Genomic DNA, 25755 nt, shown 5'->3' with positions numbered 1-25755 from the left:
GGCCGCCAGAACGACGACGCTTTTCTTACTGGCCGGATTCATTGCCGGCATCTCTGTAGGGTTCAGGCTGGAATTTTTGCCCGTTATCGCCTTCGCGTTTGCGCAGCAGATATTCATGACGATATTGCATCAGCGGCGAGGCGGCGGGGCCCGGCACCATGGCGTATTTACCCGGAATAATCTCTTCCCCGGTCGCTTTATCCACCATGACTGGCTCCACCCGTCGCTGGGTGGCGGTTTCCACCAGCTGCATCTGACGGCCTTCGGGAGCGAAGTGGCGATTACCCCATTCCGCCAGCGCCAGCAGCACCATGCGAAAATCGCGGCCGCGCGGGGTGAGGTGGTATTCGTAGCGCGGCGGCGTGCTGCTATAGCAGACCTTCTCCAGCAGCCCGTCGTCGACCAGCGCCTTCAGGCGGCGCGACAGAATATTGGGCGCGACGTTGCTGCTTTTCTGAAATTCGTCGAAGCGGGTAAAGCCCGCAAAGGCGTCGCGCAGGATCATGATGCTCCAGCTGTCGCCGATGCGGCCCAGGCTACGGGCGATGGGGCAGGGAGCGTGGCAAAGCGGTTCATTTTTCATGGGCGGTCCAGGGAGCAGGTGGCTATTGCCAGCAAATTGACATAGTCACTATCAAAATGCAAGTTACAGTTGATAACTGTCAGGGGAGCAGCCGCTGGCGTTCCGCTACGTCATTTCTTCCTTTGAATGCTGAAAGCGGGACAGTCTCCGCCGCCTGCTTATTTCTGCTTTACCGTAATAAGAGATAAAAACCGCTGATGGCAGATGAAACATTTTAATAATCATAGAAATCGATGTGGTGGGTAATGACCTTTATTGGGGGATACGATATAAGGTATGGCGAAGGCAAATTAATATTCTCATAACTTTTTAAGGTTAAATAAATGAAGCAGGTGGGTATTGTTGGCTGGCGGGGCATGGTTGGCTCAGTATTGTTGCAGCGAATGATCGAAGAGAATGATTTCGACGATATTTCAGCGCATTTTTTTAGTACCTCCAGTGCGGGTGCCGCGGGCCCGGTTATTAATGGTAAAAGCGACAGACTGAAAGATGCAAATTCCCTTAGCGCCCTCGCCGAAATGGATATTATTATAACCAGTCAGGGTGGGGATTATACCAAAGCCATCTATCCGGCGTTAATTCACTCTGGCTGGCAAGGGTACTGGATCGACGCCGCTTCGGCGCTGCGAATGGATGAAAACGCCTGCATTATTCTCGACCCGGTCAATCGCGATAATATCGATCGTGCGGTGAAAGCGGGAGTGAAACTGTTTGTCGGCGGCAACTGCTCCATTACGCTGAGCCTGATGGGGCTGGCCGGGCTGATCAAGGCTGATCTGATCGAATGGATGAGCGTCATGACCTATCAGTCTGCCTCCGGGGCGGGCGCTAAGCAGGTGCGGGAATTGATCGCGCAAAGCGCGTATATCAGCCAGCATTTGTCCGCTGATGAACTGGCGGCATCAGGTTCCGTGCTGCCTTTAGTCAATAAAGTGAGTGAGCTGATTAATAGCGCCGGCATGCCGGTGGAGAATTTTGGCGTCCCGCTGATGGGCAGCATTATTCCATGGATCGACAGCGATTTAGGCGATGGAAATAGCCGCGAAGAATGGAAGGGGGAGGCGGAAACCAATAAAATACTCGGCCTTCCGCCCGGCACCATCCCGGTTAATGGTTTATGTATTCGGGTCGGCGTGATCCGCTGCCACAGCGCTGCCATTACCCTTAAACTTAAACGTGAGGTCAGTGAAACGGAATTCGCAGAGTTAGTGACCCATTCCCATCCGTGGGTAAACTATATCCCCAATAATAAGCCAGAGAGTGTCAGTAAACTGACCCCGGCTGCTATTAGCGGTTCGCTGCAGGTGGGTATTGGCCGCTACAAGAAAATGTCGCTAAATAATGACCCGATCTACTCAGTGTTGACGGTGGGCGATCAGCTGTTATGGGGCGCGGCGGAACCCTTGCGCCGTATGTTAAATATCCTGCTTGGCAAAGTGTAATGACTGTTGCTGCCTGACAGGCCTGCGGCAGAAATGACCTTTTCAGCGCAGGACTATCTGCTGATTCAGCAGCCCTCAAACATCCTGACCATCGTCAATAACTCCATTTTTACCGGTCCGGGAATGGCCAGTGGAGACGGTATCCACCAGGCCATAATCGGTATTGTTCCCCTCAGTCCATCAGACTGACCTGGGCGGCGACAATCCGCCAGCCATAGGGAAAGCGCACCCACGTCTGCTGCTGGCGTCCAGGGCGGACGCTGCCTTCGCGGGTGAACTCGGTGCTGCACACCGCCATGTCCGCGCCAAAGGTGGTGATGGTGGTATGGCGCAGATCGCGGGCCAGACCGGCGGCGGGGCGGGCGGCGCGAAAGGCGCGGATCGCCTCGATGCCATACAGATTCTCACCGGCCCCCAGCCGCACGGTGCGCGGGTCGTGCCAGAACAGCGCATCCAGCGCCTCGATATTATTGCTGACCAGCGCCTCTTCATACTGATAAAACGCCGCCGTCACCTCGGCGAGGATCGCCGGGCGGTCTATATTATCCAGATTGATCATGCTGCACTCTCCGCGACTCGGGCATCGGTAATGCCCATCGCTTCCAGCGCCCGCGCGGCGCGAAGACAGGCTTGTTCGTTAAACGGCGCGGCAATCAGCTGCAGGCCAATCGGCTTGCCGCTGGCGGTACGCAGGGGCACGGTCGCCACCGGCAGCCCGAGGAAGGAGATCGGCTGCGTCAGCATTCCCATGCTGGCGCGCACCGGCAGCGGCTGGCCGTTAATCACCATCTCCTCGGCGCCAATCGGCGTGGCGCTGCATGGGGTGGCCGGGGCGATCAGCACATCGGCCTGACTGAACAGGGATTTCATCGCCTGACGGGCATGGCGGCGGAAGCGCTGGGCCTGCAGATACCATGCGGAGGGGATCATCGCCCCGGCCAGCAGCCGCTCGCGGGAGTGAGGCTCAAAGCGCTCGGGCGAGTGGCGAAGATCCGGCAGATACTGATTGCCGCCTTCGCTGGCGCTGATGATAAAGGCCGCCGAGCGGGCCAGGGCGGCATCCGCGAACTGCAGCTCGCTGTCGGCGCCCAGCGCGTGGGCGACCCGATCCACGGCCGCCCGGGCGTCGTCATCGCACCAGGTGGTGAAATAGCCCCCCAGCCGCGCGCAGCGCAGACCCTCCAGCCCGCGCTCCAGCAGGTTGCCGGTGCGCTCGCTGGCTTTATCGGCCTGAAAGTCATCGGCCGGGTCGCGCCCCTGCAGGGCGTCATACACCGCGGCGAGGTCGGCCACCCGGCGGGCAAAGGGACCAATATGATCCAGACTGGCGACAAACGGATGGCTGCCGGAGCGGGAGAGGCGGCCGAAAGTGGGTTTCAGGCCAAAGATCCCGCACAGCGACGCGGGGACGCGGATCGAGCCGTTGGTATCGCTGCCGAGGCTGAAATGGACCAGCCCGGCCGCCACCGCCGCGGCCGAACCGCCGGAAGATCCGCCGGCGATCCGCGACAGATCGTGCGGGTTATGCGTCGCGCCATAGTGGCTGTTTTCGGTGGTGAAGCCGTAGGCGTAGGCGTCCATATTGAGCATCCCGCTGAGCAGGGCGCCGGCGCTATGCAGCTGGCGCACCGCCCAGCTGTCGCTGGCTGCCGGCGGCCGGTCGCTCAGCAGTTCCGCGCCAGCGAGGGTGGTGTGCCCGGCGACATCAAACAGATTTTTCACCGCGTAGGGAATGCCCGCCAGCGGCGGCAGGGGGCGTTTTTCCCGGCGCAGGGCGTCGATGCTGTCGGCCTCCGCCAGCATGCGCTGGGCGGTGACCTCGGTCCAGGCGTTGATCTGCGGATTTACGCGGGCGATATCGTCCAGCGTCTGGCGGGCGATCTCCCGGGCGCTCAGTTCGCCCTCGTGCAGCGCACGCTGGATCTCGGCGATGGTGAAATGGTGAAGTGTCATGCTTTATACACCCCCGCAATGTCGTCGCGCGGCCCGAGGGGATAGTCCATCAGCGGCTGCGCCATGGCGGCGATGCGGGCAAACTGGCGCTCCAGCTCCTCACGGCGCGGCGCATCCAGCTCCAGGCGCAACAGGTGGGTCATTTGCGTCAGATACTCGCTCCAGTCTGGCTGTGTGGTCATGGTCTGCTCCTTAGTATCCGGCGGCGGCGCCGTTGCTGCGTGGATCGGTAGCCCCTTCAAGCAAGCCGTTGGGATGGCGGACAATGGCCCCGGCGTGGCCCATCGCCTCGCTGAAATCGGCCAGCACTTCCACCTCGTGCCCCAGCTCGCGCAGGCGAGCGATGCAGGCGGGGGCAAAGCGTCCCTCCAGCTTCAGTGAATCCGAGGACTGGCCCCAGGTGCGGCCCAGCAGCCAGCGCGGCCGGGAGATGCTCTCCTGCAGCGGCGCCCCCTGCAGGATATAGCGGGTAAACAGCGCCGCCTGGGTCTGCGGCTGACCGTCGCCGCCCATCGAGCCATAGACCATCACCCGGCCATCGTTCAGGCGCGCCGCGGCGGGGTTGAGGGTATGGAACGGCTGTTTGCCTGGCGCCAGCGCCAGAAGATGCTGCGGATCGAGGCTGAAGGCCGCCCCGCGGTTTTGCCAGACGATCCCGGTGTCCGGGATCACCACGCCGCTGCCAAACTCGTGATAGATGCTCTGAATGAATGACACCGCCAGGCCGCTGTTATCCACGACGCCCATCCAGACGGTATCGCCCGGGCCTTTGCCGCCGCCCCAGGGCGAAGCGCTGGCGTCGTCGATGCTGTCGGCCAGCGGCTGCAGCGCCTCCGGAGTCAGCAGTTGCTGAACGTCGACATCCAGGTGGCGCGGATCGGTGATATGCGCATCGCGCAGGGCAAACGCCCGCTTGGTGGCTTCGACGATGCGATGCACCGTTTGCGCCTCGTCGGCGTCGGCCATGTTCAGACGGTCAGTGATGCCGAGGATCGCCAGCGACACCAGCCCCTGCGTCGGCGGGGCGAGGTTCCACAGCGTGCCCTGTCGGTGCTGGAGCGTCAGCGGCGCCGGGCGCCGGGCGCGGTGGGCCTGCAGGTCGCCGAGGGTGACGGGCATCCCCAGCGCGGCCATCCCCTGGGCGAGACGTTCGGCCAGCGGGCCGCGATAGAAACTGTCGAGACCGTCGCTGGCCAGCATGTGCAGGGTTCCGGCGAGGGCGGGCTGACGAAAGCGGCTGCCGGCCCGGGGTGGCTCGCCCGCCGCCAGCCAGGTTTCGCTGAAGCCCGGCTGGTGGCGCAGCTCTTCCAGTTTGCTGGCGGTGGCATGGGCCTGCGAGGCGGTGACCGGAATGCCGTCTTCGGCATAACCGATAGCATCGGCCAGCAGGCGCGCCACCGGCAGCGCGCGGCCGGTTAAGTCCCGTGAAATTCGCAGCGCCTCGTCCCAGCCGCTGACGGTGCCGGCGACGGTCAGCGCAGCCTGCGGCCCCCGGTGGGGGATATGCCGCTGACCGGCATAGGCCTCGAGGGTGGCCAGCGAGCCGGCCGCCCCGCTGGCGTCAATGGCGATGGGATCCCCCTCGGGAGGCACGATCAGCCAGAAACCATCCCCGCCCAGGCCGTTCATGTGGGGATAGACGACGGCGATGGCCGCGGCGGCAGCCACCATCGCTTCAATGGCGCTGCCGCCCTCGCGCAGGATGGCCAGCGCGCTCTGGCTGGCGAGGTGGTGGGGAGCGACCGCCATGCCGTGGGTCGAAACGTTGCTACTGTGCATAAATTATCCTTTCTGAACGAATCACCCGCAGAACACTGCAAAAGCTGTTCCATCTCTGAACGTTTCGTTTCATTGATAAAAACAATGACCGGAATTTTCCCGCTGGCACGCTATGTGTAAGGCATAGCAGATACAGTATGATGAGGGATGGATGATGAAACGAAAGTTACAGGGGCGCTATGCAACAACTCGATGAACGACTGAAAGGGCAATATGCCTCGCTGTCGCCGCAGGAGCAGCGGGTGGCGGATTTCATCTTTGACCACTTTGATGACCTGATAAGCTACAACAGCGCCGAGCTGGCGCAGCTGAGCGGCGTGTCGAAAGCCACCGTCAGCCGGCTGTTCAAGCGCCTGGGCTATGACAAATATAAGGACATGCGCGATGAACTGCGCACCCTGCGCCAGAGCGGAATGCCGCTGACCGACCAGCGCGACGCGGTGCAGGGTAACACGCTGCTGGCGCGTCATTATAAGCAGGAGATGGCGAACCTCACCCAATGGGTCAATGCCCTTGACGCTCACCAGTTCGCCGAGGCGCTGACGGCGATGGTGGCCGCGCGCCGCATTGTGGTGATTGGCATGCGCAATGCCTATCCGGCGGCGCTGCACCTGCGCCAGCAGCTGCTGCAGGCTCGCGGTCAGGTGCTGGTGCTGCCCCAGCCGGGGCAGAGCCTCAGCGAAGAGCTGGTCGACCTGACCGCCGATGACCTGGTGGTGATGATGGCGTTTCGCCGGCGGCCGCGGATCGTACGCCCGCTGCTGCAGCAGCTGCAGCGCGACGGGGTGCCGGTTCTGTTAATGTGCGAGCCGCAGGCCCACAGCCTGTTCCCGCTCTCCCGCTGGCAGCTCTGCGCGCCGCTGGACAGCGTCTCGGCTTACGACAGCTATGCCTCGGTCAACAGTTTGATCAATCTGCTGGCCAATGCCTTTCTGCATGAAACGCTCGACAGCGGTCGTCCGCGGATCCACGATATCGCTACGCTTTATCAGCAACTGGACGAGCTGGAACAACGCTGATGGGGCGCCAGCGTGGTGCTGTGCATCAATATGGTGCATTTGGTTCCGCGTTCTGGCGCCGTCGATTTTTACTCTTCTGCTCCTTACTCCCTGTCCGTTCTCACTTTTTGCCTAAATTCCTCGCCAACCCGCGCATCGACCGTATCTGGCACATTAGTTGCAAAAACAGATTCAAAGAATCTTTTGTTTCATGCTAACGTAACGGGTAAACATCATGAAGAAACTGTTGATCGCACTGGCCGGGGCCGCTTGTCTCCTTTCGTCTGTTTCCGCCGCTCAGGCTGACCAGCTCCAGGATATTGAAAAACGCGGCGTCATCCGCATTGCCGTACCCCAGGATTTTCCGCCATTCGGCTCGGTGGGGACCGACCTGCAGCCGCAGGGGTATGACATCGACATGGCGCGCTATCTGGCGAAGTCGATGAAGCTCAAGCTGCAGCTGGTCCCGGTAACCAGCGCCAACCGCGTGCCGTATCTGCAGACGGATAAGGTGGACCTGGTGATCTCCAGCCTCGGCAAAAACGCTGAGCGTGAGAAAGTGATCGACTTCAGCCGCGCCTACGCGCCGTTCTTCCTCGGGGTGTTTGGCCCGAAAGGGGCGGAGCTGAAGGACGCGGCCGCGCTGAGCGGTAAAAGCGTCGGCGTGACCCGCGGGGCGGTGGAAGACATGGTGCTGACCAGCGTGGCGCCGCAGGCGGCGCAGATTAAGCGCTACGAGGACAATAACACCACCCTGTCGGCCTACCTGTCAGGTCAGGTGCAGTATGTCGCCACCGGGAACCTGGTGGTGGCGGCCATCGCCCGGCAGAACGCCAACAAAGCGCCGGTGCCGAGCTTTATGCTGAAGGACTCGCCGTGCTTTATCGGGCTGAAAAAGAACGAACCGGCGCTGAAGGCGAAAGTGGATACCCTCATCGAGCAGGGCATTAAGGATGGCACCCTCAACGGTCTGTCTGAGAAGTGGCTGAAAGCGCCGCTGCCTGCCAGCCTCGGCGCGTAAGGTCTGTGGATGACGGAGCAACTTCATTTTTCTGAGCTCTGGCCGCACTGGCCGGAGCTGCTGGCCGGCCTGTGGGTGACGGTGCAGCTGACGGTGCTGGCGACGATCGGCGGACTGGCGATCGGCATCCTCGGGGCGGCGATCCGCAGCGGCCGCCCGGGCGTCCTCAGCCGGGTGTGGGGCGGATATGTGGAAATCATTCGTAACACGCCGTTCGTGGTGCAGCTCTTTTTTATCGTCTTTGGTTTACCGAACCTGGGACTGAAGATGACCGCCGGCGAAGCGGCGCTGCTGGCGATGGTGGTGAACCTTGGGGCCTACAGCACCGAGATCGTGCGCGCCGGCATTCAGGTGACGCCGAAAGGCCAGTGGGAGGCCGGACGCGTGCTCGGACTCAGCCGGACGCAAACCTTCGTTCGCGTCGTGCTGCCCCCGGCGCTGCAGCGGATTTATCCGGCGCTGGTCAGCCAGTGCATCATCGTGATGCTCGGCTCGTCGGTGGTGTCGCAGGTCTCCTATGAGGAGCTGACCTTCGCCGCCAACCTGATCCAGTCGCGGACATTTTTGAGCTTTGAGGTCTATCTGGTGACCACCGGGATCTACTTAGCGTTATCGATAGCGATGCGTCAGCTGCTGATGGCGGCGGGACGTAAATGGCTGGGAGTGCAGGCATGATGACCACCTTTACCGACTGGGACATTATCCGCAACCTGCTGCTGGCCGGTCGCTGGACGGTGCTGCTGTCTCTGGTCGCGTTCACCGGCGGGGCGCTGGTGACCTTACCGTTGCTGCTGCTGCGCCTGACCGGCGGACTGCAGGTAAAACGACTGATCCGCGGCTACGTCGAACTGTTTCAGGGGACGCCGCTGCTGATGCAGCTGTTTCTGGCATTTTTCGGCGTGGCGCTGTTCGGCATCGACGTCTCGGCATGGACCGCGGCGTCGGTGGCCCTGACGCTCTACACCAGCGCCTTTCTGCTGGATATCTGGTTCGGCAGCATTCGCGCGCTGCCGAAAGGCCAGTGGGAAGCCTCGCGCTGTCTCGGGCTGAGCTTCGGCCAGACCCTGTACCGGGTGGTGGCGCCGCAGGCGCTGCGCATCGCCATCGCGCCGACGGTGGGGTTCGCCGTACAGGTGATCAAAGGTACGGCGCTGGCCTCGATTATTGGCTTTGTGGAGCTGACCAAGGCGGGAACCATGCTGACCAACGTCACTTACCAGCCGTTTAAAGTGTTTGCCCTGGTGGCGCTGGGCTATTTCATTCTGTGCTATCCGCTGTCCCGCTACAGCCGTTATCTGGAGAACAAATTCAATGCCTCTCATCACCATTAATCAGATGCAGAAGTACTACGGCAACAACCATGTGCTGAAGGGCGTCGATCTGGATATCGACATGGGGGAAGTGATCTCGATCATCGGCCGCAGCGGCTCGGGCAAAAGCACTCTGCTGCGCTGCATCAATGGCCTGGAGGGGTACCAGGAGGGGAGCATCAAGCTCGGGGGCATGACCATCACCGACCGCGATTCCCAGGCCCGGGAGATCAGCCGTTCCATCGGCATGGTGTTCCAGAACTTCAATCTCTTTCCGCACATGACGGCGCTGGAGAACGTCATGCTGGCTCCGCGGCGGGTGCTGAAGAAGTCCCAGGCCGAATGCCGCGAGCTGGCGCAGCGGATGCTGGAGAAGGTCGGGCTCGGCGACCGTCTGGATTACTACCCGGCCAATCTCTCCGGCGGCCAGCAGCAGCGCGTGGCCATCGCCCGGGCGCTGGCCATGTCGCCAAAGGTTTTACTTTGTGACGAAATTACCTCGGCGCTCGACCCGGAACTGGTGGGCGAAGTGCTTAAGGTGCTGGAGCAGCTGGCGGCGGAAGGCATGACGCTGATCCTCGTCACCCATGAAATGAATTTTGCCCGCGAAGTGGGCGACCGCGTGGTGTTTATGCATCAGGGGCGCGTCTGGGAGCAGGGCGACAGCAAAACGCTGTTCGCCAGTCCGCAGACAACCGAACTGAAACAGTTTATCTCCTCGGTGCGCGGTCTTAACTAACGTAAGGAATGGCAGATGGATATCACTCAGTTTTCGCAAATTAACCCGCCGCAGCGCCTGCTGATGGGCCCGGGGCCGATCAACGCCGACCCGCGCGTGCTGCGGGCCATGGCGAGCCAGCTGGTGGGTCAGTACGATCCGGCGATGACCCACTATATGAATGAAGTGATGGCGCTGTACCGCGGCGTATTTCGCACCGAAAACCGCTGGACGATGCTGGTGGACGGCACCTCCCGCGCCGGTATCGAAGCGATCCTGGTGTCGGCGATCCGTCCGGGCGACAAGGTGCTGGTGCCAGTGTTCGGCCGGTTTGGCCACCTGCTGTGCGAGATTGCGCGCCGTTGCCGGGCAGAGGTACACACCATCGAGGTGCCGTGGGGGGAAGTCTTTACCCCGGACCAGGTTGAGGACGCGATCAAGCGCGTGCGCCCGCGCCTGCTGCTTACTGTGCAGGGCGATACCTCGACCACCATGCTGCAGCCGCTGGCGGAGCTGGGGGAGATTTGTCGTCGCCACGACGTGCTGTTCTATACTGACGCCACCGCGTCGCTCGGCGGCAACCCGCTGGAAACCGACGCCTGGCAGCTGGACGCGGTGTCCGCCGGGATGCAGAAGTGCCTGGGCGGCCCCTCCGGCACCTCGCCCATTACCCTCAGCCCGCGGATGGAAGAGGCGATCCGCCGCCGCCGCTGCATTGAGCAGGGGATCCGCACCGACGCCCACCACGATGGCGTCGACGAGATGATCTACTCCAACTATTTCGATCTCGGGATGGTGATGGATTACTGGGGGCCGGAGCGCCTTAACCACCACACCGAAGCGACCTCGGCGCTGTTCGCCGCCCGGGAGTGCGCGCGCCTGATCCTTCAGGAGGGACTCGACAACGGCATCGCCCGCCACAAGCTGCACGGCGATGCGCTGCTGAAAGGGATCCAGGCGATGGGTCTTGAGACCTTTGGCGACCTGCGGCACAAAATGAATAACGTGCTGGGGGTGGTGATCCCCAACGGGGTCAACGGCGACCAGGTGCGTAAGCTGATGCTGGAAGATTTCGGCATTGAGATTGGCACCTCGTTCGGCCCGCTGCACGGTAAAGTCTGGCGCATTGGCACCATGGGCTATAACGCGCGTAAAGACTGCGTGATGCAGACCCTCAGTGCGCTGGAGGCGGTGCTGAACTACCTCAAGTTCACCACCACCCAGGGCGCGGCGATGCAGGCGGCCTGGGATCACTACCGCACCGAGGGCAACCTATGAGTGATACTGTCCGCCAGCAGGCGGAGAGAGAGGCGGCCGCCAGCCGGGTAATGGCACGCGCCGACCAGCTGGCCGCCCTCAGCGAAACCGCCGACGCCCTGACCCGGGTCTATCTGTCGCCGGAGCATCTGCAGGCCAACCAGCTGGTGGGTCAGTGGATGCAGGCCGCCGGTATGATGGTGTGGCAGGACAGCGTCGGCAACATCTGCGGTCGCTATGAAGGCGTGCAGGAGGGGGCGCCGGCGGTGCTGCTGGGCTCTCATCTTGACACCGTGCGCAACGCCGGGCGCTACGACGGCATGCTCGGCGTGCTGACGGCGATTGAGGTGGTGCAGCGTCTGCACCAGCAGGGGCGACGGCTGGCAAAGTCTATCGAGATCGTCGGTTTTGGCGATGAAGAGGGCACCCGCTTCGGTATCACCCTGCTTGGCAGCCGCGGCGTCACCGGCACCTGGCCTGAAAGCTGGCTGTCGCAGCGCGATGCCGACGGGGTGAGCGTCGCCCAGGCGCTGGTGAATGCCGGGCTCGATCCGGCGCGGATCGCCCATGCCGCCCGCCGCCCGCAGGATATCGCCGCCTATCTGGAACTGCATATCGAGCAGGGGCCGTGCCTGGAGCAGGCAGGTCTGGCGCTCGGCGTAGTGGAGGCGATTAACGGCGCCCGCCGCCTGAACTGCCGCTTTACCGGCGAAGCCGGCCATGCCGGCACGGTGCCGATGCTCCATCGTAAGGACGCGCTCGCCGCGGCGGCGGAATGGATGGTGCAGGTGGAAAGCCTGACCCGGCAGCGCGGCGGCAATCTGGTGGCGACGGTCGGCACCCTGCGCTGTGCGCCGGGCGCGGTGAACGTGATACCGGGCGAGGTGCAGCTGACGCTGGATATTCGCGGCCCGCAGGATGCGCCGCTGGCGGCGCTGCTGGAGGAGCTGCTGGCGGAGGCGCAGGCCATTGCCGGGCGCCGCCAGCTGAGCTTCAGCGCCGAGGAGTATTATCGCATCGCCGCCACCGCCTGCGACAGCCAGCTGCAGGCGGTGCTGAGCGAGGCGGTGGTGGCAGTGCAGGGGCGGTCGCTGACGCTGCCGAGCGGCGCAGGGCATGACGCCATCGCCATCGCCGAGCGCTGGCCATCGGCCATGCTGTTTGTGCGCTGCCTGGGGGGCGTCAGCCATCACCCGGCGGAATCGGTCACCACCGCCGACGTCGGGCTGGCCATCGACGCGTTCTCCCGGGCGGTAGAGCAGGTGGCCGACGCCTGATCGCGCCGGTTGCCATTCAGATTATGCCCTGGCGATTCCAGACCCCGGCGGGCCGCCATTCCCGGCCAACTGGTGGAAATTCTGCCGGACTTCCCGGCGCCGCGTCGGCCGCTGTCGCTGCTCTATCCGCACCGGCATCTTTCACACAAGGTGCGGGTCTTTGCCGACTGGCTGCAGGGGCTGGTGGCGACCCTGGCGCGGACGCCGCCGGCTTGACTCTGCTGGCTGAGCGTTTATATATAAAATGTGAATGCTATTAAAGCAATAAATCACAAGGCTGGATAATGACTCAACCTGTAAGGGAATGCTGATGAAACTCTGGAATAAAACACTGCTCGCTTCCGCACTGTGCCTGACCCTGTTTGGCTGCGACGATGCGTCGAAAGTAGATAACAAACTGGATAAGGCCAAAGATAATGCGGAGCAGATGAAGGATGCCGCGGCGGACAAAGCCCAGGCGATTAAGCAGGATGCGGATAAGCAAATTGATACGCTGAAAAGCCAGGCCGACGCCGAGGCCGATCGCCTGAAGGATCAGGCCAGCGCCATCAAGGCGGAGGCGGACAAGAAAGCGGATGCCATCGCCGAGCAGGCGAAAGCCCAGGCCGATGCGGTGAAGCAGAACGCAAAGCAGGAAAGTGACCGCATCGTCAAAGAGGCGGGTCAGATCAAAGACAACGCCATCGGCGATGCCAATCAGCTTTCGGCGGAAGCGGCGAGCAAAACCAAAGCCATTCAGGACAGTATCGCGAAGGATAAACAGAACGCTACGCCACCGGCCGCCCAGCAGTAACTCGCGGTGTTTGCCTGGCCAGCCGCCGTCCGTAAAAACAGAGCGTGGAGCCTGATATCGCGCCCGATGGCGCTGCGCTTGCGCGGGCCTGCAAGGGTGCGAGTTGGCTGCGCAATGATCGGGTATTGTAGGCCGGGCAAGGCGTTGCCGCCGCCCGGCACATAGAACGGCATTAACATCCTGCTCAGGGGTATCTTCCGATACCCCTTTTTGATGCCCGTTCCGGGTTCAGCGGTTTGGAAGCAGGGTGCCTTTCAGGCCGTGCGGCTCCGAGCGCAGGTACTGCGAAGGGACGCGAACCTGGGCGCCAAGGCTGGCCGCGGCGTGCCATGGCCAGTGCGGATCGTAGAGCACCGCGCGGGCGAGGGCGATCAGGTCGGCATCGCCATTCTCCAGCGCCGCTTCCGCCTGCTGCGGGTCGGTGATCAGTCCCACGCCAATCACCGGGATGGCTACCTGCTCGCGAATGTCGCGGGCGAAAGGCAACTGATACCCCGGCCCGACGGTGATTGCCTGCTGCGGCGACAATCCGCCGCTGGAGACATGGATATAGTCGCTGCCCAGCGCTTCCAGCTGCTGACTGAACTGAATGGATTGCTCGCCGTCCCAGCCGCCTTCGACCCAGTCGGTAGCCGACAACCTGACGCCCACCGCCATGGCGTTGCCCACCGCCTCGCGGATTGCCTTAAACACTTCCAGCGGATAGCGCATGCGGTTTTCCAGCGAACCGCCATACTCGTCCCGGCGCTGATTGCTGAGCGGCGAGAGAAACTGGTGCAGCAGATAGCCGTGGGCAGCGTGCAGCTCAATCAGCTCAAAGCCCAGGCGTTGGGCGCGCAATGCGCTGGCGACAAAGGCCGCTTTGATGCGCGCCAGATCGGCATGGCTCAGCTCGGCCGGGGCGCGATCGCCGTCGTGAAACGCCACCGCGGAGGGGGCGACGGTCTGCCAGCCGCCCTGGTTGAGCGCCAGCTGATGGCCACCCTGCCAGGGGGCCGCGCAGGAGGCCTTGCGCCCGGCATGCCCCAGCTGGATCCCCAGAGGGATCGGTGACCAGGCCCGGATATCCTCCACCACGGCGCGCAGGGCGTTTTCGGTTTCATCATCCCACAGCCCCAGATCCCCCGGCGAGATACGTCCCGCCGGCTCTACCGCCGTGGCTTCCAGAATTAACAGGCCGGCGCCGGAGAACGCCAGCTGTCCGAGATGGATCCGGTGCCAGGACGTCGCCTTCCCCTCGTCGGCAGAGTACTGACACATGGGGGCGATAACGATACGGTTATCCAGCGTCAACTGACCAATACGCGTCGCGCTAAAAAGATGACTCATGAGTACCTCGTAAATGTTAGACGTGGTCTTGCTCGGGGGCGAACAGCTACTGTTTATAGCACGCCTGCCAGCCCCCCTTTATTCGGATATTGCGTTTAAACGTCCCGCTAGTCGATAAACCAGAGACGGCGCCGCCGGCCGGTTGCCTGCTGTGACACCGCGCGGGCCATTGCGCTGCCAATCTCGGCGCTGGCCGTCAGCCCCTGGACAAAGGGGCGATCGTGCATCAGCCAGGGAAGGGCGCCGAAGGCGACCCGGCCGCGCAGCGTCTCGGGCGCCTGCAGCGTGTAGTCATCGCCGACGTCCGGAATAGCGTCGCCGCAGGCCAGCAGCTGCTGGCGCAGTGAAGGAAAGGGCAGATCCCGGGTTTTGAGCGCTTTCTGTCCGCGGGCATCGATAAAGACATCGAATTCACAGCGCTGCTGATGATGAACAATCAGCGTCCGGTCAGACTCGCGCTGCAGATCGTAATCCTCACCCAGCGCCACAATTCGCAGAATGCCCGCCCGGTGCAGGGCCAGCAGGCGGCGAATGGACTCCGGCGGGATCGCGGCGTAGTTATCAATAAACACGCGGGCGAGCCCCTGGCGGAAGCGACGGCTGTCCTCGTCGTTGAGCTGCGGCACCACGGTTTCAATCGCCTCGTGCAGGCGGAGAATGGCATAGCGCCAGGGCACCGTGTGGAGCTCGCGCTTATTACGCTCCACCTCATGTAGATTGTGCTGCGCCCACTGGAAGGGGTCATGGGTGAGACGGTCGGCAAACCAGGCGTCGGCGATGCTGTCAGGCGTCAGCTGGCGCAGCCCCATCGCCTGGCACCAGGCCGGGGCGGCATATTCCAGCTCCTGGACGATCAGCTGAAACACCCGCTCCAGCAGGCCGTCGCTGCCCTGAGCGACGGCCGCCTCAAGGGCGGCAGGGGTGGCGATCTCCAGCGGCTCCCACGGGATTGGGCAGTAGAAATCGGCCTCCGGCAGCACGCCGTTGCGTGACATCAGCGTGATCTCCAGCGCTTCGCTGCCGGGGTGCAGGGAAAAATGGGTCGTTTTGTCGTGTTCAGTATGGAAAACGCCGTGGCGGGCCACAACCGCCACGGCGGCATCAATCGCGCTTAAGGAGGTCCCGAGGATCCCGACCCGACAGGGGGCGATGCGGGCCTCCATCAGGCCGGTCCACGGGCTGGGGAAGTATTGCCGGCTGGCGCGTTCTTCTTCAGGCCACAAATGGCCGGTGGCTATCACCACCAGATCGACGATAACCGGCTGCGCCGCGCTGTCGGTGTGGATGGCGATCCCGACGGGCTGCACCGCAATATCCGTGACCTCACAGGACTCGCAAACGTTCACCACGAAGCCCGCGTCTCTGGCCCGTTGGACAAGATACAGAAAGCGGTCGCGGTAGTACTCGCCGAGGATGACCCGCGGCAGAAACTGGCGCTCATGCAGCGCGTGCCGTTCAAGACCGCGCGCCGCCAGCCAGCCATCGCTCTGCTGCTGCAGCCATTGCAGATAGGTCAGGTCGATAGGGGGGATCTCAATGCTGGCGATATTGGCCAGCATCTGCGCCGCGGTATTATCGTCGCTGTAGGGCATACCGACTCCGGCCTGCGCCTCTTTTTCAAACAGCGCGATCGATAGCGGCTCACCGCGCTTCACCAGTTCATACAAGGTGTAAATCCCCGTCGGCCCGGCGCCGACGATGGCGATTCTCTTCATGATTCTCTCCCTTCCTGTGGGTGGATACGGCATCGGGGCAGTGCACTGAAGCCAGCCTGCCCTTAATTCTGGTCGAAAATTAGCGAACCGGTGGGCCGTCGCACGCAATTTGAAACAAATTAGCGTGCTAATAAACTTGCCGACGGCCGGAAAAGGGGTGTAATTAACAAAAGAGCAACTTTCTATACAAACTATTTACACAAGCGGTGACACCAGCCTGCTCTGCCGGACGCCGCGCAAGTTCCCGGCAACGCCGTCGGGATAGGGATGACAAAATGCACGGCTGGACTTCACGACAGCGCAATGCGGCGATCGCCAGTTTTTTAAGCTGGACGCTCGATGCTTTCGACTTTTTCCTGTTGGTTTTTTTACTGAGCGATATCGCCCACTCCTTTCACGTCGACCTCGAAGAGGTCACCCTGGCGATTCTGCTGACCCTGGCCGTGCGGCCCGTCGGCGCATTGATCTTCGGCAGGGCGGCGGAAAAGTTTGGCCGCAAACCGATCCTGATGCTCAATATCGTTTTCTTCTCCGCCTTTGAGCTGCTCTCCGCCGCGGCGCCGTCGTTGATGCTGTTTTTTCTGCTGCGGGTGCTGTACGGCGTGGCGATGGGCGGGATCTGGGGCGTGGCTTCGTCGCTGGCGATGGAGACGATCCCTGACCGCTCGCGCGGCCTGATGTCCGGTCTCTTCCAGGCGGGGTATCCTTTCGGCTATCTGCTGGCGGCCGTGGCCTACGGGCTGCTGTTTGCACAGCTCGGCTGGCGCGGGATGTTTGTCATTGGCGCCGCCCCGGTGCTGCTGTTGCCGTTTATCTATTTCTGCGTCGAGGAGTCCCCGGTCTGGCTGGCGGCCCGGCAGAGTAAAGCGAGCACGGCTCTGCTGCCGGTGCTGCGTAGCCACTGGAAGCTGTGCCTGTACCTGGTGGTGCTGATGGCGGCCTTTAACTTCTTCTCCCACGGGACGCAGGATCTCTACCCGGTATTTTTGAAAGTCCAGCACGGGTTTGCGCCGGAAACGGTCAGCATTATCGCGGTGTGCTACAACATCGCCTCAATCATCGGCGGGGTGTTCTTCGGCTCGCTGTCGGAGAAGATTGGCCGGCGCAAAGCGATTATGATCGCCGCTCTGCTGGCGCTGCCGGTGATCCCGCTGTGGGCTTTCGCCAGCGGCTCGCTGGCGCTGGGGGCCGGGGCGTTTCTGATGCAGTTTATGGTGCAGGGCGCCTGGGGGGTGATCCCGACCTGGCTCAACGAACTGGTTCCGGCCAACACCCGGGCGGTGCTGCCCGGTTTCGTCTATCAGTTGGGGAATCTGCTGGCCTCGGTGAATGCCACCCTGCAGGCCTCCATTGCGCAGCACCACGGGCATAACTACGGCCTGGCGATGGCCCTGGTGGCCGGGACGGTGGCGATCGTCATTACCATTCTGACCTTCTTTGGCCGCGAGGGCCGGGTGGCGCAACCTGCCGGAGCGGCGCGTCACCAGCCGCTCTCCACCAGCCGTTAAGGGCTGACGCCGGGCGTAATCAGGCGCCCGGCAGACACGCTAACCGCGCAGGCGAACCGTCGCCGCCTGGCGTTTTTCCAGCGAGCAGATGCCAATCCCCAGCATAATGAACAGCGCGCTGAACAGGTGCCAGGCATGGGGCTGGGTATGCAGGAAGAGGATGCTTAACACGCCACCCGAGAGGGGGATGATGTGGGTGTAAATCTCCCCCCGCGTGGCGCCGATGGTGGCGATCCCTTTATTCCAGAACAGATAGGCCAGCCATGACGGAAAAATCACCAGATAAGCCAGCCCGCTGAGGAAAAACGGCTCGCGCCAGGCATCCCAGTCCTGCGCCGGGTGGCGCATCAGCCAGAAGGCGACGATCGGCAGCAGGAGCAGGGCGCCGAGCAGCGAGCTGACGGCGACAAAGCCATTCGCCGGGATCCGGCGGTCCTTGAGACGTAACAGCGAACAATAGAGCGCCCAGCTCAGCGCCGACCCCATCGCCCACAGATCGCCGACGGAAAAGGTATGCAGCGAGGCGGCATGCAGCGGGTTGCCCTGGAGTAAGAGGATCATCACGCCGAGGGTGCTGAAGACCACCCCCAGCCAGTTGCGGGCCGATACCGGGTCGCGAAAAATCAGCCGGTTAATCAGCAGCACCATGCTCGGCGTGGCGGACATATAGATGGCGGCGTTGAGGGCGGAGGTGGTTTGCAGACCGATATAGAGCGTGAGCGGGAAACTGACCTGACCGCAGAGGGTGAGCACCAGCACTGCCGGGGCGTTTTCCCGCAGCAGGTGACGACTGCCGGCAATCTGCCGGCGGTAGAGCAGGCCCAGCAGCAGCGCCGTTAACGCCCACCGCGCTTCGGTCATCAGGATCGGATCCACGCCCTGAACCAGCACGTGACCCACAACGTAATTCCCACCCCAGAACAGGGCGGCCAGCGTCAGTAACAGATAGGGCATCGTGATTCCTTGTGTCGTTTGTCACTGTACTGAATGGTAACGTTATTATTTTTATAATATCAACACTATTTTAGTGGCTTTTGTTCTGTTTATTTAAAATCGTTAATAAACAGCGAATTAATAATGTGGTTGAAATTTACGTTGCCGCTTTGTGAGGGGTACTATACCGTATAGTCGCCATGCATTTCACAGGGATAAATTCATGCGTAATACCGACAATGGGGTCATTGGTAGTGACCAAACCGCGGTGATGGCCAGGCTGGCGCTGGATGAGTTAATTGACCAGCTTCTGCACAGCAACGCGCTGTCGCTGAAGCTGACGGCCAATCCGCTGGTCGCTGACAGAGCCTGGCATCTGACGGAGAATACCTGCATCCGCGCCTTCTCCGCTGACGATCCGCAGGCCAAAAAGCGCGCGCACCATGCGCTGTTCATCCTTTATCAGTCCTGGCTTGCCGACCCGCTCTCGCCGGCGGCTGCCAATCAGTTTCATCCGCTGCTCTCCGGGATCCGAAATTACATTGAGTCTGAGTGGCTGCGGGCGGAAAGCAAACGTTTCCACCGCCAGAGGCCGGTGCTCAATGCCGGCAATATCGTCGACGAACTGCGCGCCTTATGCCAGCAGCACCCGGCGTCTCATCATCCGCTGTTCGATTTCCTTGCCAGCGAGGCCTCCGCGGCGCAAATCGACTATTTCTTCAAAAGCGACAGCGCGCTGAATCTGCTTTTCTTCGATCTGGTGGCGATGGGGCTGGTGGGCTCGTTGCCGGAAACCCGCGCCGAGATTGCGCAAAATCTGTGGGATGAGATAGGCCAGGGCAGCACTGAGATCACCCACGTCAATCTGTATAAGGATTTACTGAAGCGGCGGAATATCGCCTTACCGGACAATCATTTTGCCCATTTGTACGAGTGGCAGGGGCTGGCCGGGTATAACGCCTTTATGCTCGGCGGCGTAAATCGTCAGCATTACTACAAATCGCTGGGGGTGATGGCGATGACCGAACTGCTCGACCCGCCACAGTATGAAAAACTGGTGGCGGGCTGTCGGCGGATTGGGCTTAGCGATCGCGACGTGCATTACTATGCCGAACATATCACGGTCGATATCGGCCATGCGGACGGTTGGCTGAACAATGTGATTGTGCCGATTGGCAAAAAACATCCGGCGGCGATGGAGGAGGTCTACTTTGGCGCCGCGCTGCGCCTGCAAACCTGCAACGATTACTATGATGGTCTGCTGGCGGCGCTGCAGTCGCTGGACGGCAGCATGAGCTCACAGCGTACCGCCTTCTGAGTAGATCAGCGCTTTGGCCGCGCTCCAGGCGGTCGTCCCCGGCGGGATCTCCCGGCATTCGGCGGACTCGGCCTGCTGGGCGGCGATGGCGCCATCGATGAGCATCACCATCATCATGGCGACCCGTTCGGCAGGCTCCGGTTTTAATACCCGAGTCAGAATATCGCGGAAGAACTGCCACAGGCGCGATTTGAACCGGGAGCACTGCTCCCGGATCGCCGGCGATGACGCGCCATATTCAAACAGCGCGCGGGTAAACATGCAGCCGTGGAACGTTTCGCAGGTCAACCAGCACTGATAGTAGTCGAACACGGCGAACAACTTCTCCCGCGCGGTGGCTTTATCCGCGGTGATCTGCGTCAGATCTTGCATAAACTCGCTCTCTTTCTGCCGGAGGATAGCCAGAATGAGCGCCTCTTTATCAGCATAGTAGCGGTAGAAGGTCATTTTGGAGATGCCGGCATGCTCAGCAATCCGCTCGATGCTGGGCGACTGATATCCTTCGCGATTAAACAGCGCGCTGGCGTGGCGGAGAATGTCCGCTTGTTTTGGCTTCATGCGTTTTCCTGTCGAATGGTTCGCTGTCACGACTGCCGGTGACCCGGTCGTCCTGCGACAGCGGTGCATTATGCCGGATCTTGCCGCCAGGCGGGCAAAAAGTAAATCAGCTGCGCCTCGCGCGGCGCCGGTATTGGTGTATAAGGTGACAAGGATGAAGAAGAACATTGCCTTTTTTGACTTCGATGGCACGATAACCCACGAAGAAACGTTTACCCCTTTCATTTATCAGTCCCTCGATGCGAAAGCCATTCGTCGGGGCAAACTGCGGCTGTTGCCCTATATTCTCGCCTGGAAAATGGGCTGGCTTTCAGCCTCTGCCATCCGGCAAAAAGTGTTTCATTATGCTTTTGCCGGGAAATCGCAACCTGAGATCCTGCAGCGTGGGAACGATCATAGCCTGGCGTTTATTCCCCGCACGCTGCGGGAGAACGCAATGCAGCGTATAGCCTGGCATCAGGCGCGAGGGGACACCGTGGTGGTGGTCTCAGCCTCGCTGGATGTCTACCTTCGTCCAGTATCAGGGTGGAGACTGCAGCGGCCTGGCCAAAAAGGCGCGTATCCTGGCGAACTACGCCCTGACCGATGACGAAGCGATCTTCGCTTACGGCGATACGCCGGAAGATTTCGCCATGCTGGCGCTGGCCACCACTCAAATCTATCGCTGGGAGGAGGCACCACCATGCGGCTAGCGGCGTCAGGCTGCGCAGGTTAAGATGGCGCGCTATTGCCCCACTCACCAGGAAGAAGAGATGTTGCTACCCCTGACCACGCCCCGGCTGCTGCTGCGCCGGTTCAGAAAGGAAGATCTGCCGTCTTTCAGCCGCTATCGCAACCTGCCGGAAGTGGCCCGCTTTCAGAGCTGGAGCCATTACGGTATGGCAGAGGCGACTGCCTTCTATGAACAACAGCGTTCCCTGGCCTTTGCTGAGGATGAAAGTTGGTTCCAGCTTGCCGTAGAGATCCAGGCCAACGGTGCGCTGGCGGGAGATGTGGGGATCCACTTTTTCGATCAGGGCAGACAGGCCGAGCTGGGGATGACCTTTTCCCCGGCGTATCAGCATCAGGGGTATGCCCGGGAAGCCATACAGGCGGTGATAGCCTTACTCTTTGAACCGTTGGCCCATCACCGGCTGATTGCGGTGGTAGACACCCGCAATACCGCCGCGATCAAACTCCTGGAAGGGCTGGGCTTTCGTCGCGAGGCGCATTACCGGCAGAATATCTTTTTTAAAGGCCAGTGGGGTGATGAGTATCTGTACGCGCTGCTGCGCAGCGAATATCAGTGAAGTGACGGACTGGCCGTCACTTCTGCCAGGCTTGTCGTTAGCTATGCTGGCGGATAAAGCGCGCGCGCCACGGTTTTAGCACCCACAGCGCGAGGGCGGCGGTGACAAAATCCAGGCCAATGGCGCAGCTGAAAACCACATGCCAGCCGTGGGTGTACTGATAGAGCAGCGCCGCCAGCGGGCCGCCGAAGATTGACCCGATGCCCTGCGAAATATACAGCCAGCCATAGTTGCTGGCGGCATGTTCGCTGCCGAAGGTATCGGTGAGCGTCGACGGGAAGAGGGAGAAGATTTCCCCCCAGCCAAAGAACACCACCCCGGAAAGCAGGACAAACAGCAGCGGATCTTCCCGGCACGCCAGCCAGAGCGTCATCGCCACCCCCTCCAGCGCAAAGGCGATAAACATGGTTTGCTCGCGGCCGAAGCGGTCGGAAATAAAACCAAACAGCGGCCGGGTTAAACCGTTGGTGAAGCGGTCTATCGTTAACGCCAGCGGCAGGGCCGCCATGCCAAACACCACCGCCTGGCTAATGCCGAAGTCCTCGGCGAACACCGCCATCTGCGAAGTGACCATCAGCCCGGAAGTCGACATCATCGCCATCATGGCAAACATCAGCCAGAACAGCGGTTGGCGCAGCATTTCCCGGGAGGTAAACGATCTGCTGCTCTGCGCCACCGTCTGGCTGACGGGCAAAGAGACAGCAGGCGGCGGCAGCTTCAGTCCCTGACTGGCGAGGAAGCCGACGAGCGCGAAGAGGACCCCGAAGGTCGTCATCGTGTGTTCAAGGCCGTTGGTGGTCAGCGACAGGGAGATGGGGAAGGTGGTTATGATGGCCCCCATCCCGTAGCCCGCCGCCACCGCGCCGGCGGCGAACCCCCGCTGCCGCGGAAACCATTTGACCATCAGGCCGACAACGCCGATGTAGACGATCCCGGTTCCAAGGCCGCCCATGCAGCCATAAACCAGCCACAGCGTCGCCAGGCCATTCACCTGTGCGGAAAGCACCCAGCTCATCCCCGCCATCACCGTGCCGATAGCAATTAGCCGCCGTGGGCCAAATTTCTCCACTAACCGCCCCTGAAAGGGCGAAAAGAAGGTCTGGAGGATGATCAGCAGCGAGAAGGTGACCTGCAGCTCGGGCAGACCGACGCCCAGCTTTGCGGCCAGGGGTTTCGTCAGCAGCGTCCAGACATATTGCGGACTGGAGATGGCGGCCATACAGATCAGGCCCAGCACCAGCTGGCGCCATTTGCCATATTTCGGGGTAACCAACGGTTCGCTGAGTGTCGTCATGTTGTTCTCCGTTTTCAGTTAACAGGTTTCCGTGAAACGCATCCGCCCTGGAGGCTTCACGGAGAGAAGAAGGCGTTGGCGTCGCGACCGCAGGTGGCTATGGGTTGTCGCCTCCTGGCCTGAGATCTTGTCAACATCGCTGTATACAACCGCAGAGCATTAAACGTGCCAGTTAAAATAGTGCTTTATATACAAACAGTTAACATGTAAGTGTGGGAGGGGATGAGATTCAGTATGGTGAACAGGCGGCACTGAGTCGGTGCAAATGGGTCATCGCTGTGCGCTTCACTTATTGACTGGCTCAAGGCCGATGGTAGGTCTAATGGAAAAAGAGGCATGGCATTCAGGCGGGGGACAGGCACCCACCTGTTTATCCTGTTTCTGATCGCTGATTATATTCACGCTATAGATACAGGAGGCGCTAACCTGGTCGGTGCGAACGGCTTTAAATCGCATGCTGATGAAGTTGAAGATAAACCCTGCTTAAACATGACGCAGAAATAAGTGAAAAATAAGTTACAGTTAACAATTTATTAAATTCACATTGGAATTATTTTAATAGTTATTTTTTCAACGCACTGATTTATAAGTTTAAATATAATGACAGACTGGGTTTTCATCAAATAGTGATGACAGAGAATATCATTGATAATACCAATGTCATGTTCTATGGTAGCGTTCACTTAATAGTAAATTGAATGAGGTGAAAAATGCATAATTATATTACCAAAGGTGTTGCGCTGGCTGTAGCCATCGCTGCCTCAGGAACGGTGCAGGCTATTGATAAAAAGAATCCTGATCCTTATTTTTCAGGGGTCAAGATTTTTGCCCTAAAGGAGGCCACCGGAAGTGAATGGGATAGCGTGACCGGCGAGGCGAAGTATCTGGTGACCTATAAAGTTACGCTTGATAACTTCTCTGATAAAAGCATTGAACCTGGCAAAGATAACAAAATGTGCTTCTTTTTGTATGATAAAAATGGCAAGTCATTTATGAGCACGGGTATTGAAATGGAGATGCTGAAAAAATACAAACCCATTGAAAGCCGAACAGGTAACGTGTTCTTCAGCAGCGCCGATCCTGAAATACTGAATATACCTTTTGTCCGTCTCGCTTTCGGTAAAGACTGCTTAACAAAATAACTCCCATCCCGAGCGTGGATGATCTGCCTTATATGACGTTAGCGTAACACCAAGCGTCCGTAAGGTGTTACGAGATGAACATAACATCTGGATGATGAGGGGGCGTGCGCGGCAGACATCAACCGTGTCAAGCACCACGCTCATCTGAAGTAGGTCACTCGTATTTCATTTTACGGGGGAGGCGCGTCCGCCAGGAGGGGAATACACTGGCCAGTTATTGGACAATCTTTACGCGTCTTTTTTTGCGTCGCTATCCGTGACGCTCCTGATGATTTTTCTCAGTTGGCAAATGCCAAAACTCATCGCTAATTTATTATGGTGCTTCGCTTTGCTTACGGTGCCTGTAAAAAGAGAGTGCCTGACAAAATGGCTATCCTGATAAAAAACAGTATCAGCGTGTAACTCGCCAGAAATCACCAGCACTGCTATTAGCAAAAGGAGAGAGGTTTTCATCATTCGTTTCTTGTCAGCTTAACTCTGTCTCTGGTTATCCGGGCATTATGAACACCGTTCAGCAATGGTAGTGACCGACCGATGTATATCCGGGGCATGCGGCGCATAATAAAATTCTACCGAAGTCTGCCTGCCGTTGAAGTTACTGATATCCACCCACGCGACAGTCGTGTTTTCAGTATTCCTCAGGTTGTATTTATCGATGTTTTCAGGAAGGGTCTCATCATATTCCAGCGATAAATTCGCTTTAGACGCGGCATTATGAAGGCAATCGATCACCTGATTTTTTCCCTGATTAACGTAATAGGTTCCTTCTTCCGGGTGTATGCCCACATCACCCAGATCCACACAACCACTTAACAGAAAAAGGGGGGGCAACATCAGCAATATTTTCATGGAACCTCTCTGTGTTAAATAACATTGGCGTGATTTTAACTTGTATTTAACAGGCCAGGCATTCTGAGTTAACGAATGGTGAATTTATTCCACCCCTCTACTTAACGTGGCGCAATATTATCATCGTGCGTTAAAACGCACAAGCCTGCGATTTAGCATTAGTATGTATTCAACATTTAAATGCTTTACCGTCAGGCGGGTAAAACAGGCGGTAAAAATATGAGCCCCCCTGGCGACGGGACAGGGAAGAAGCGCCTGCGACATCCCCCATGTCGAAGCGGCGTAATGGCAAACATTTACCCCGCGCCATGATAATCAGCTACAGGATTCATCCCCCATGACCCCCGGCCGGTTGTTGGCCAGAACGCGGTGGGCTTTCCCTTTGCACCAAAGCCATGCAATGCCCCACTTTTACTCCCCATTTTTGGGAGGCGATGCGCCAGTTGGCGGTAAATCACTGAAAATACTGCTGTCTGGCTCCTGGCATGGCCCTTGCAATACCATCAGCAGAAAGCAGCGCAACAGACAATTTAGATCACACAATAGCTGGCTAGGGTTCCGGTTCACCGCGGTGAACGTCTGGTCCGAGAGCTGGCGACCTCGGCGAGGTTACACGGCGGGATAAAAGCCCGGGAGACAGCAGCACCGTTGGGTGTCGCGCTGCTCCGTTTCTCGTGCTAACCAGAGGT

At 60.1% G+C, this 25755-nt stretch carries 26 protein-coding genes, 2 pseudogenes and 1 riboswitch; of the genes and pseudogenes, 16 read left to right on the top strand and 12 right to left on the bottom strand.

Annotated elements, in window-relative coordinates; translation table 11 throughout:
* Positions 1–25: 25 nt before the first annotated feature.
* Positions 26–583 carry a helix-turn-helix domain-containing protein gene (locus tag ABLU95_RS05090; protein ID WP_049014063.1) on the bottom strand — a complete coding sequence of 186 codons (558 nt, stop codon included), beginning with the start codon at positions 581–583 and terminating at the stop codon, positions 26–28.
* A gap of 323 nt (positions 584–906) precedes the next feature.
* On the opposite strand from ABLU95_RS05090, the gene asd reads away from it, so the two are divergent.
* Entirely contained in the window at positions 907–2025 is a 1119-nt protein-coding gene (gene asd / locus ABLU95_RS05085; protein WP_241515971.1) for an aspartate-semialdehyde dehydrogenase, read from the top strand.
* 172 nt (positions 2026–2197) lie between these two features.
* Here the strand turns inward: asd and hpxZ are convergent, their stop codons facing one another.
* Genes hpxZ through hpxW form a run of 4 tightly spaced genes read right to left on the bottom strand, consistent with a single transcriptional unit; the run spans position 2198 to position 5757 of the window.
* Positions 2198–2584 (bottom strand): oxalurate catabolism protein HpxZ, encoded by a 387-nt coding sequence (gene hpxZ / locus ABLU95_RS05080; RefSeq protein WP_065883687.1) that lies wholly within the window; start codon positions 2582–2584, stop codon positions 2198–2200.
* Complete coding sequence (locus ABLU95_RS05075) at positions 2581–3978, bottom strand: AtzE family amidohydrolase (RefSeq protein ID WP_044523349.1); 1398 nt, start codon at positions 3976–3978, stop codon at positions 2581–2583. Before ABLU95_RS05075 ends, hpxZ begins: the two co-directional genes overlap by 4 nt.
* A complete protein-coding gene (hpxX, locus tag ABLU95_RS05070) occupies positions 3975–4160 on the bottom strand; it encodes an oxalurate catabolism protein HpxX (RefSeq protein ID WP_023289758.1) in 186 nt (61 codons plus the stop codon). Before hpxX ends, ABLU95_RS05075 begins: the two co-directional genes overlap by 4 nt.
* A gap of 10 nt (positions 4161–4170) precedes the next feature.
* Positions 4171–5757 (bottom strand): oxamate amidohydrolase, encoded by a 1587-nt coding sequence (gene hpxW, locus ABLU95_RS05065; protein WP_348878948.1) that lies wholly within the window; start codon positions 5755–5757, stop codon positions 4171–4173.
* Between the two features lie 179 nt (positions 5758–5936).
* Here hpxW and hpxU point away from each other — a divergent pair, with 179 nt between their 5' ends.
* The 9 genes and pseudogenes from hpxU to ABLU95_RS05020 all read left to right on the top strand — a co-directional run bounded on the left by hpxU (position 5937) and on the right by ABLU95_RS05020 (position 13131).
* Positions 5937–6776 carry a MurR/RpiR family transcriptional regulator HpxU gene (gene hpxU, locus ABLU95_RS05060; protein WP_023289756.1) on the top strand — a complete coding sequence of 280 codons (840 nt, stop codon included), beginning with the start codon at positions 5937–5939 and terminating at the stop codon, positions 6774–6776.
* A 214-nt stretch (positions 6777–6990) separates the two neighbouring features.
* The gene (locus ABLU95_RS05055; protein ID WP_241515972.1) at positions 6991–7776 is read left to right on the top strand and encodes a transporter substrate-binding domain-containing protein; all 786 of its coding nucleotides are present in this window, start codon (positions 6991–6993) and stop codon (positions 7774–7776) included.
* A 9-nt stretch (positions 7777–7785) separates the two neighbouring features.
* The gene (locus tag ABLU95_RS05050; RefSeq protein WP_025712445.1) at positions 7786–8451 is read left to right on the top strand and encodes an amino acid ABC transporter permease; all 666 of its coding nucleotides are present in this window, start codon (positions 7786–7788) and stop codon (positions 8449–8451) included.
* Entirely contained in the window at positions 8451–9107 is a 657-nt protein-coding gene (locus ABLU95_RS05045) for an amino acid ABC transporter permease (protein ID WP_241516012.1), read from the top strand. The genes ABLU95_RS05050 and ABLU95_RS05045 overlap by 1 nt, the downstream gene beginning before the upstream one ends.
* Positions 9088–9825, top strand: a complete 738-nt coding sequence (locus ABLU95_RS05040) for an amino acid ABC transporter ATP-binding protein (RefSeq protein WP_241515973.1) — start codon at positions 9088–9090, stop codon at positions 9823–9825. The genes ABLU95_RS05045 and ABLU95_RS05040 overlap by 20 nt, the downstream gene beginning before the upstream one ends.
* A 15-nt stretch (positions 9826–9840) precedes the next feature.
* Complete coding sequence (locus ABLU95_RS05035) at positions 9841–11082, top strand: alanine--glyoxylate aminotransferase family protein (protein WP_023289753.1); 1242 nt, start codon at positions 9841–9843, stop codon at positions 11080–11082.
* Positions 11079–12338 carry an allantoate amidohydrolase gene (hpxK, locus tag ABLU95_RS05030; protein ID WP_241515974.1) on the top strand — a complete coding sequence of 420 codons (1260 nt, stop codon included), beginning with the start codon at positions 11079–11081 and terminating at the stop codon, positions 12336–12338. Before ABLU95_RS05035 ends, hpxK begins: the two co-directional genes overlap by 4 nt.
* Before the next feature lie 63 nt (positions 12339–12401).
* Positions 12402–12554 (top strand): annotated as a pseudogene (locus ABLU95_RS05025) (LysR family transcriptional regulator); the annotation flags it as partial.
* Between the two features lie 88 nt (positions 12555–12642).
* On the top strand, positions 12643–13131 hold the full coding sequence (locus ABLU95_RS05020) for a hypothetical protein (RefSeq protein WP_032452914.1): 489 nt from the start codon (positions 12643–12645) through the stop codon (positions 13129–13131).
* Between the two features lie 228 nt (positions 13132–13359).
* Here the strand turns inward: ABLU95_RS05020 and ABLU95_RS05015 are convergent, their stop codons facing one another.
* Together ABLU95_RS05015 and ABLU95_RS05010 are read right to left on the bottom strand one after the other, a co-directional pair.
* Positions 13360–14460, bottom strand: a complete 1101-nt coding sequence (locus ABLU95_RS05015; RefSeq protein WP_023289748.1) for an NADH:flavin oxidoreductase/NADH oxidase — start codon at positions 14458–14460, stop codon at positions 13360–13362.
* A 107-nt stretch (positions 14461–14567) separates the two neighbouring features.
* The gene (locus tag ABLU95_RS05010) at positions 14568–16175 is read right to left on the bottom strand and encodes an FAD-NAD(P)-binding protein (protein ID WP_241515976.1); all 1608 of its coding nucleotides are present in this window, start codon (positions 16173–16175) and stop codon (positions 14568–14570) included.
* Between the two features lie 275 nt (positions 16176–16450).
* Between ABLU95_RS05010 and ABLU95_RS05005 the strand changes: the two genes are divergently transcribed.
* Positions 16451–17683, top strand: coding sequence for an MFS transporter (locus ABLU95_RS05005; protein ID WP_023289746.1), 1233 nt, complete (start codon positions 16451–16453; stop codon positions 17681–17683).
* Between the two features lie 39 nt (positions 17684–17722).
* Here the strand turns inward: ABLU95_RS05005 and ABLU95_RS05000 are convergent, their stop codons facing one another.
* Positions 17723–18637: a DMT family transporter gene (locus ABLU95_RS05000; protein WP_241515977.1), complete on the bottom strand. Its 915-nt coding sequence runs from the start codon at positions 18635–18637 to the stop codon at positions 17723–17725.
* A gap of 202 nt (positions 18638–18839) precedes the next feature.
* Here ABLU95_RS05000 and ABLU95_RS04995 point away from each other — a divergent pair.
* Positions 18840–19938, top strand: a pseudogene (locus ABLU95_RS04995) (iron-containing redox enzyme family protein).
* Here the strand turns inward: ABLU95_RS04995 and ABLU95_RS04990 are convergent.
* On the bottom strand, positions 19914–20492 hold the full coding sequence (locus tag ABLU95_RS04990; protein WP_023289743.1) for a TetR/AcrR family transcriptional regulator: 579 nt from the start codon (positions 20490–20492) through the stop codon (positions 19914–19916). The pseudogene ABLU95_RS04995 and the gene ABLU95_RS04990 overlap by 25 nt on opposite strands.
* On the opposite strand from ABLU95_RS04990, the gene ABLU95_RS04985 reads away from it, so the two are divergent.
* The 3 genes from ABLU95_RS04985 to ABLU95_RS04975 are packed head-to-tail and all read left to right on the top strand — an operon-like array spanning position 20470 to position 21781.
* Positions 20470–21081: an HAD-IB family phosphatase gene (locus ABLU95_RS04985; protein ID WP_348878946.1), complete on the top strand. Its 612-nt coding sequence runs from the start codon at positions 20470–20472 to the stop codon at positions 21079–21081. The genes ABLU95_RS04990 and ABLU95_RS04985 overlap by 23 nt on opposite strands.
* Positions 20993–21184 carry a hypothetical protein gene (locus ABLU95_RS04980; RefSeq protein ID WP_227524074.1) on the top strand — a complete coding sequence of 64 codons (192 nt, stop codon included), beginning with the start codon at positions 20993–20995 and terminating at the stop codon, positions 21182–21184. Before ABLU95_RS04985 ends, ABLU95_RS04980 begins: the two co-directional genes overlap by 89 nt.
* A gap of 24 nt (positions 21185–21208) precedes the next feature.
* Positions 21209–21781 carry a GNAT family protein gene (locus tag ABLU95_RS04975; RefSeq protein ID WP_226327492.1) on the top strand — a complete coding sequence of 191 codons (573 nt, stop codon included), beginning with the start codon at positions 21209–21211 and terminating at the stop codon, positions 21779–21781.
* A gap of 37 nt (positions 21782–21818) precedes the next feature.
* Here ABLU95_RS04975 and oxlT read toward each other — a convergent pair whose 3' ends face one another.
* The gene (gene oxlT / locus ABLU95_RS04970) at positions 21819–23075 is read right to left on the bottom strand and encodes an oxalate/formate MFS antiporter (protein ID WP_050534108.1); all 1257 of its coding nucleotides are present in this window, start codon (positions 23073–23075) and stop codon (positions 21819–21821) included.
* Between the two features lie 710 nt (positions 23076–23785).
* Here oxlT and ABLU95_RS04965 point away from each other — a divergent pair.
* Positions 23786–24217 (top strand): DUF4354 family protein, encoded by a 432-nt coding sequence (locus ABLU95_RS04965; RefSeq protein ID WP_241515978.1) that lies wholly within the window; start codon positions 23786–23788, stop codon positions 24215–24217.
* A 228-nt stretch (positions 24218–24445) separates the two neighbouring features.
* On the opposite strand, the gene ABLU95_RS04960 is transcribed toward ABLU95_RS04965, so the two are convergent.
* Together ABLU95_RS04960 and ABLU95_RS04955 are read right to left on the bottom strand one after the other, a co-directional pair.
* Complete coding sequence (locus ABLU95_RS04960) at positions 24446–24670, bottom strand: hypothetical protein (protein WP_326182785.1); 225 nt, start codon at positions 24668–24670, stop codon at positions 24446–24448.
* A 45-nt stretch (positions 24671–24715) separates the two neighbouring features.
* A complete protein-coding gene (locus ABLU95_RS04955; protein ID WP_241515980.1) occupies positions 24716–25066 on the bottom strand; it encodes a hypothetical protein in 351 nt (116 codons plus the stop codon).
* Between the two features lie 539 nt (positions 25067–25605).
* Positions 25606–25704: riboswitch (guanidine-I (ykkC/yxkD leader) on the top strand.
* Positions 25705–25755: the final 51 nt, after the last annotated feature.

The organism is Klebsiella sp. GG_Kp146, from assembly GCF_040061975.1.
Lineage (GTDB): Bacteria > Pseudomonadota > Gammaproteobacteria > Enterobacterales > Enterobacteriaceae > Klebsiella > Klebsiella quasipneumoniae.
The sequence above is the reverse complement of the archived record's forward strand: the minus strand, read 5'-3'. Positions and strand labels throughout refer to the sequence as shown.

Excerpts from the sequence above, each read along its gene's own strand:
- hpxZ (WP_065883687.1), bottom strand. The coding sequence starts at position 2,584 with ATGATCAATCTGGATAATATAGACCGCCCGGCGATCCTCGCCGAGGTG.
- hpxU (WP_023289756.1), top strand. The coding sequence starts at position 5,937 with ATGCAACAACTCGATGAACGACTGAAAGGGCAATATGCCTCGCTGTCG.
- ABLU95_RS05020 (WP_032452914.1), top strand. The coding sequence starts at position 12,643 with ATGCTGATGAAACTCTGGAATAAAACACTGCTCGCTTCCGCACTGTGC.
- ABLU95_RS04975 (WP_226327492.1), top strand. The coding sequence starts at position 21,209 with ATGGCGCGCTATTGCCCCACTCACCAGGAAGAAGAGATGTTGCTACCC.
- hpxX (WP_023289758.1), bottom strand. The coding sequence starts at position 4,160 with ATGACCACACAGCCAGACTGGAGCGAGTATCTGACGCAAATGACCCAC.
- oxlT (WP_050534108.1), bottom strand. The coding sequence starts at position 23,075 with ATGACGACACTCAGCGAACCGTTGGTTACCCCGAAATATGGCAAATGG.
- ABLU95_RS05075 (WP_044523349.1), bottom strand. The coding sequence starts at position 3,978 with ATGACACTTCACCATTTCACCATCGCCGAGATCCAGCGTGCGCTGCAC.
- ABLU95_RS05000 (WP_241515977.1), bottom strand. The coding sequence starts at position 18,637 with ATGCCCTATCTGTTACTGACGCTGGCCGCCCTGTTCTGGGGTGGGAAT.
- ABLU95_RS04985 (WP_348878946.1), top strand. The coding sequence starts at position 20,470 with ATGTCCGCTTGTTTTGGCTTCATGCGTTTTCCTGTCGAATGGTTCGCT.
- ABLU95_RS05055 (WP_241515972.1), top strand. The coding sequence starts at position 6,991 with ATGAAGAAACTGTTGATCGCACTGGCCGGGGCCGCTTGTCTCCTTTCG.
- ABLU95_RS05090 (WP_049014063.1), bottom strand. The coding sequence starts at position 583 with ATGAAAAATGAACCGCTTTGCCACGCTCCCTGCCCCATCGCCCGTAGC.
- ABLU95_RS05050 (WP_025712445.1), top strand. The coding sequence starts at position 7,786 with ATGACGGAGCAACTTCATTTTTCTGAGCTCTGGCCGCACTGGCCGGAG.
- hpxW (WP_348878948.1), bottom strand. The coding sequence starts at position 5,757 with ATGCACAGTAGCAACGTTTCGACCCACGGCATGGCGGTCGCTCCCCAC.
- asd (WP_241515971.1), top strand. The coding sequence starts at position 907 with ATGAAGCAGGTGGGTATTGTTGGCTGGCGGGGCATGGTTGGCTCAGTA.
- ABLU95_RS04960 (WP_326182785.1), bottom strand. The coding sequence starts at position 24,670 with ATGAAAACCTCTCTCCTTTTGCTAATAGCAGTGCTGGTGATTTCTGGC.
- ABLU95_RS04990 (WP_023289743.1), bottom strand. The coding sequence starts at position 20,492 with ATGAAGCCAAAACAAGCGGACATTCTCCGCCACGCCAGCGCGCTGTTT.
- ABLU95_RS05015 (WP_023289748.1), bottom strand. The coding sequence starts at position 14,460 with ATGAGTCATCTTTTTAGCGCGACGCGTATTGGTCAGTTGACGCTGGAT.
- ABLU95_RS05045 (WP_241516012.1), top strand. The coding sequence starts at position 8,451 with ATGACCACCTTTACCGACTGGGACATTATCCGCAACCTGCTGCTGGCC.
- ABLU95_RS05005 (WP_023289746.1), top strand. The coding sequence starts at position 16,451 with ATGCACGGCTGGACTTCACGACAGCGCAATGCGGCGATCGCCAGTTTT.
- ABLU95_RS05040 (WP_241515973.1), top strand. The coding sequence starts at position 9,088 with ATGCCTCTCATCACCATTAATCAGATGCAGAAGTACTACGGCAACAAC.
- ABLU95_RS04965 (WP_241515978.1), top strand. The coding sequence starts at position 23,786 with ATGCATAATTATATTACCAAAGGTGTTGCGCTGGCTGTAGCCATCGCT.
- ABLU95_RS04980 (WP_227524074.1), top strand. The coding sequence starts at position 20,993 with ATGTCTACCTTCGTCCAGTATCAGGGTGGAGACTGCAGCGGCCTGGCC.
- hpxK (WP_241515974.1), top strand. The coding sequence starts at position 11,079 with ATGAGTGATACTGTCCGCCAGCAGGCGGAGAGAGAGGCGGCCGCCAGC.
- ABLU95_RS04955 (WP_241515980.1), bottom strand. The coding sequence starts at position 25,066 with ATGAAAATATTGCTGATGTTGCCCCCCCTTTTTCTGTTAAGTGGTTGT.
- ABLU95_RS05035 (WP_023289753.1), top strand. The coding sequence starts at position 9,841 with ATGGATATCACTCAGTTTTCGCAAATTAACCCGCCGCAGCGCCTGCTG.
- ABLU95_RS05010 (WP_241515976.1), bottom strand. The coding sequence starts at position 16,175 with ATGAAGAGAATCGCCATCGTCGGCGCCGGGCCGACGGGGATTTACACC.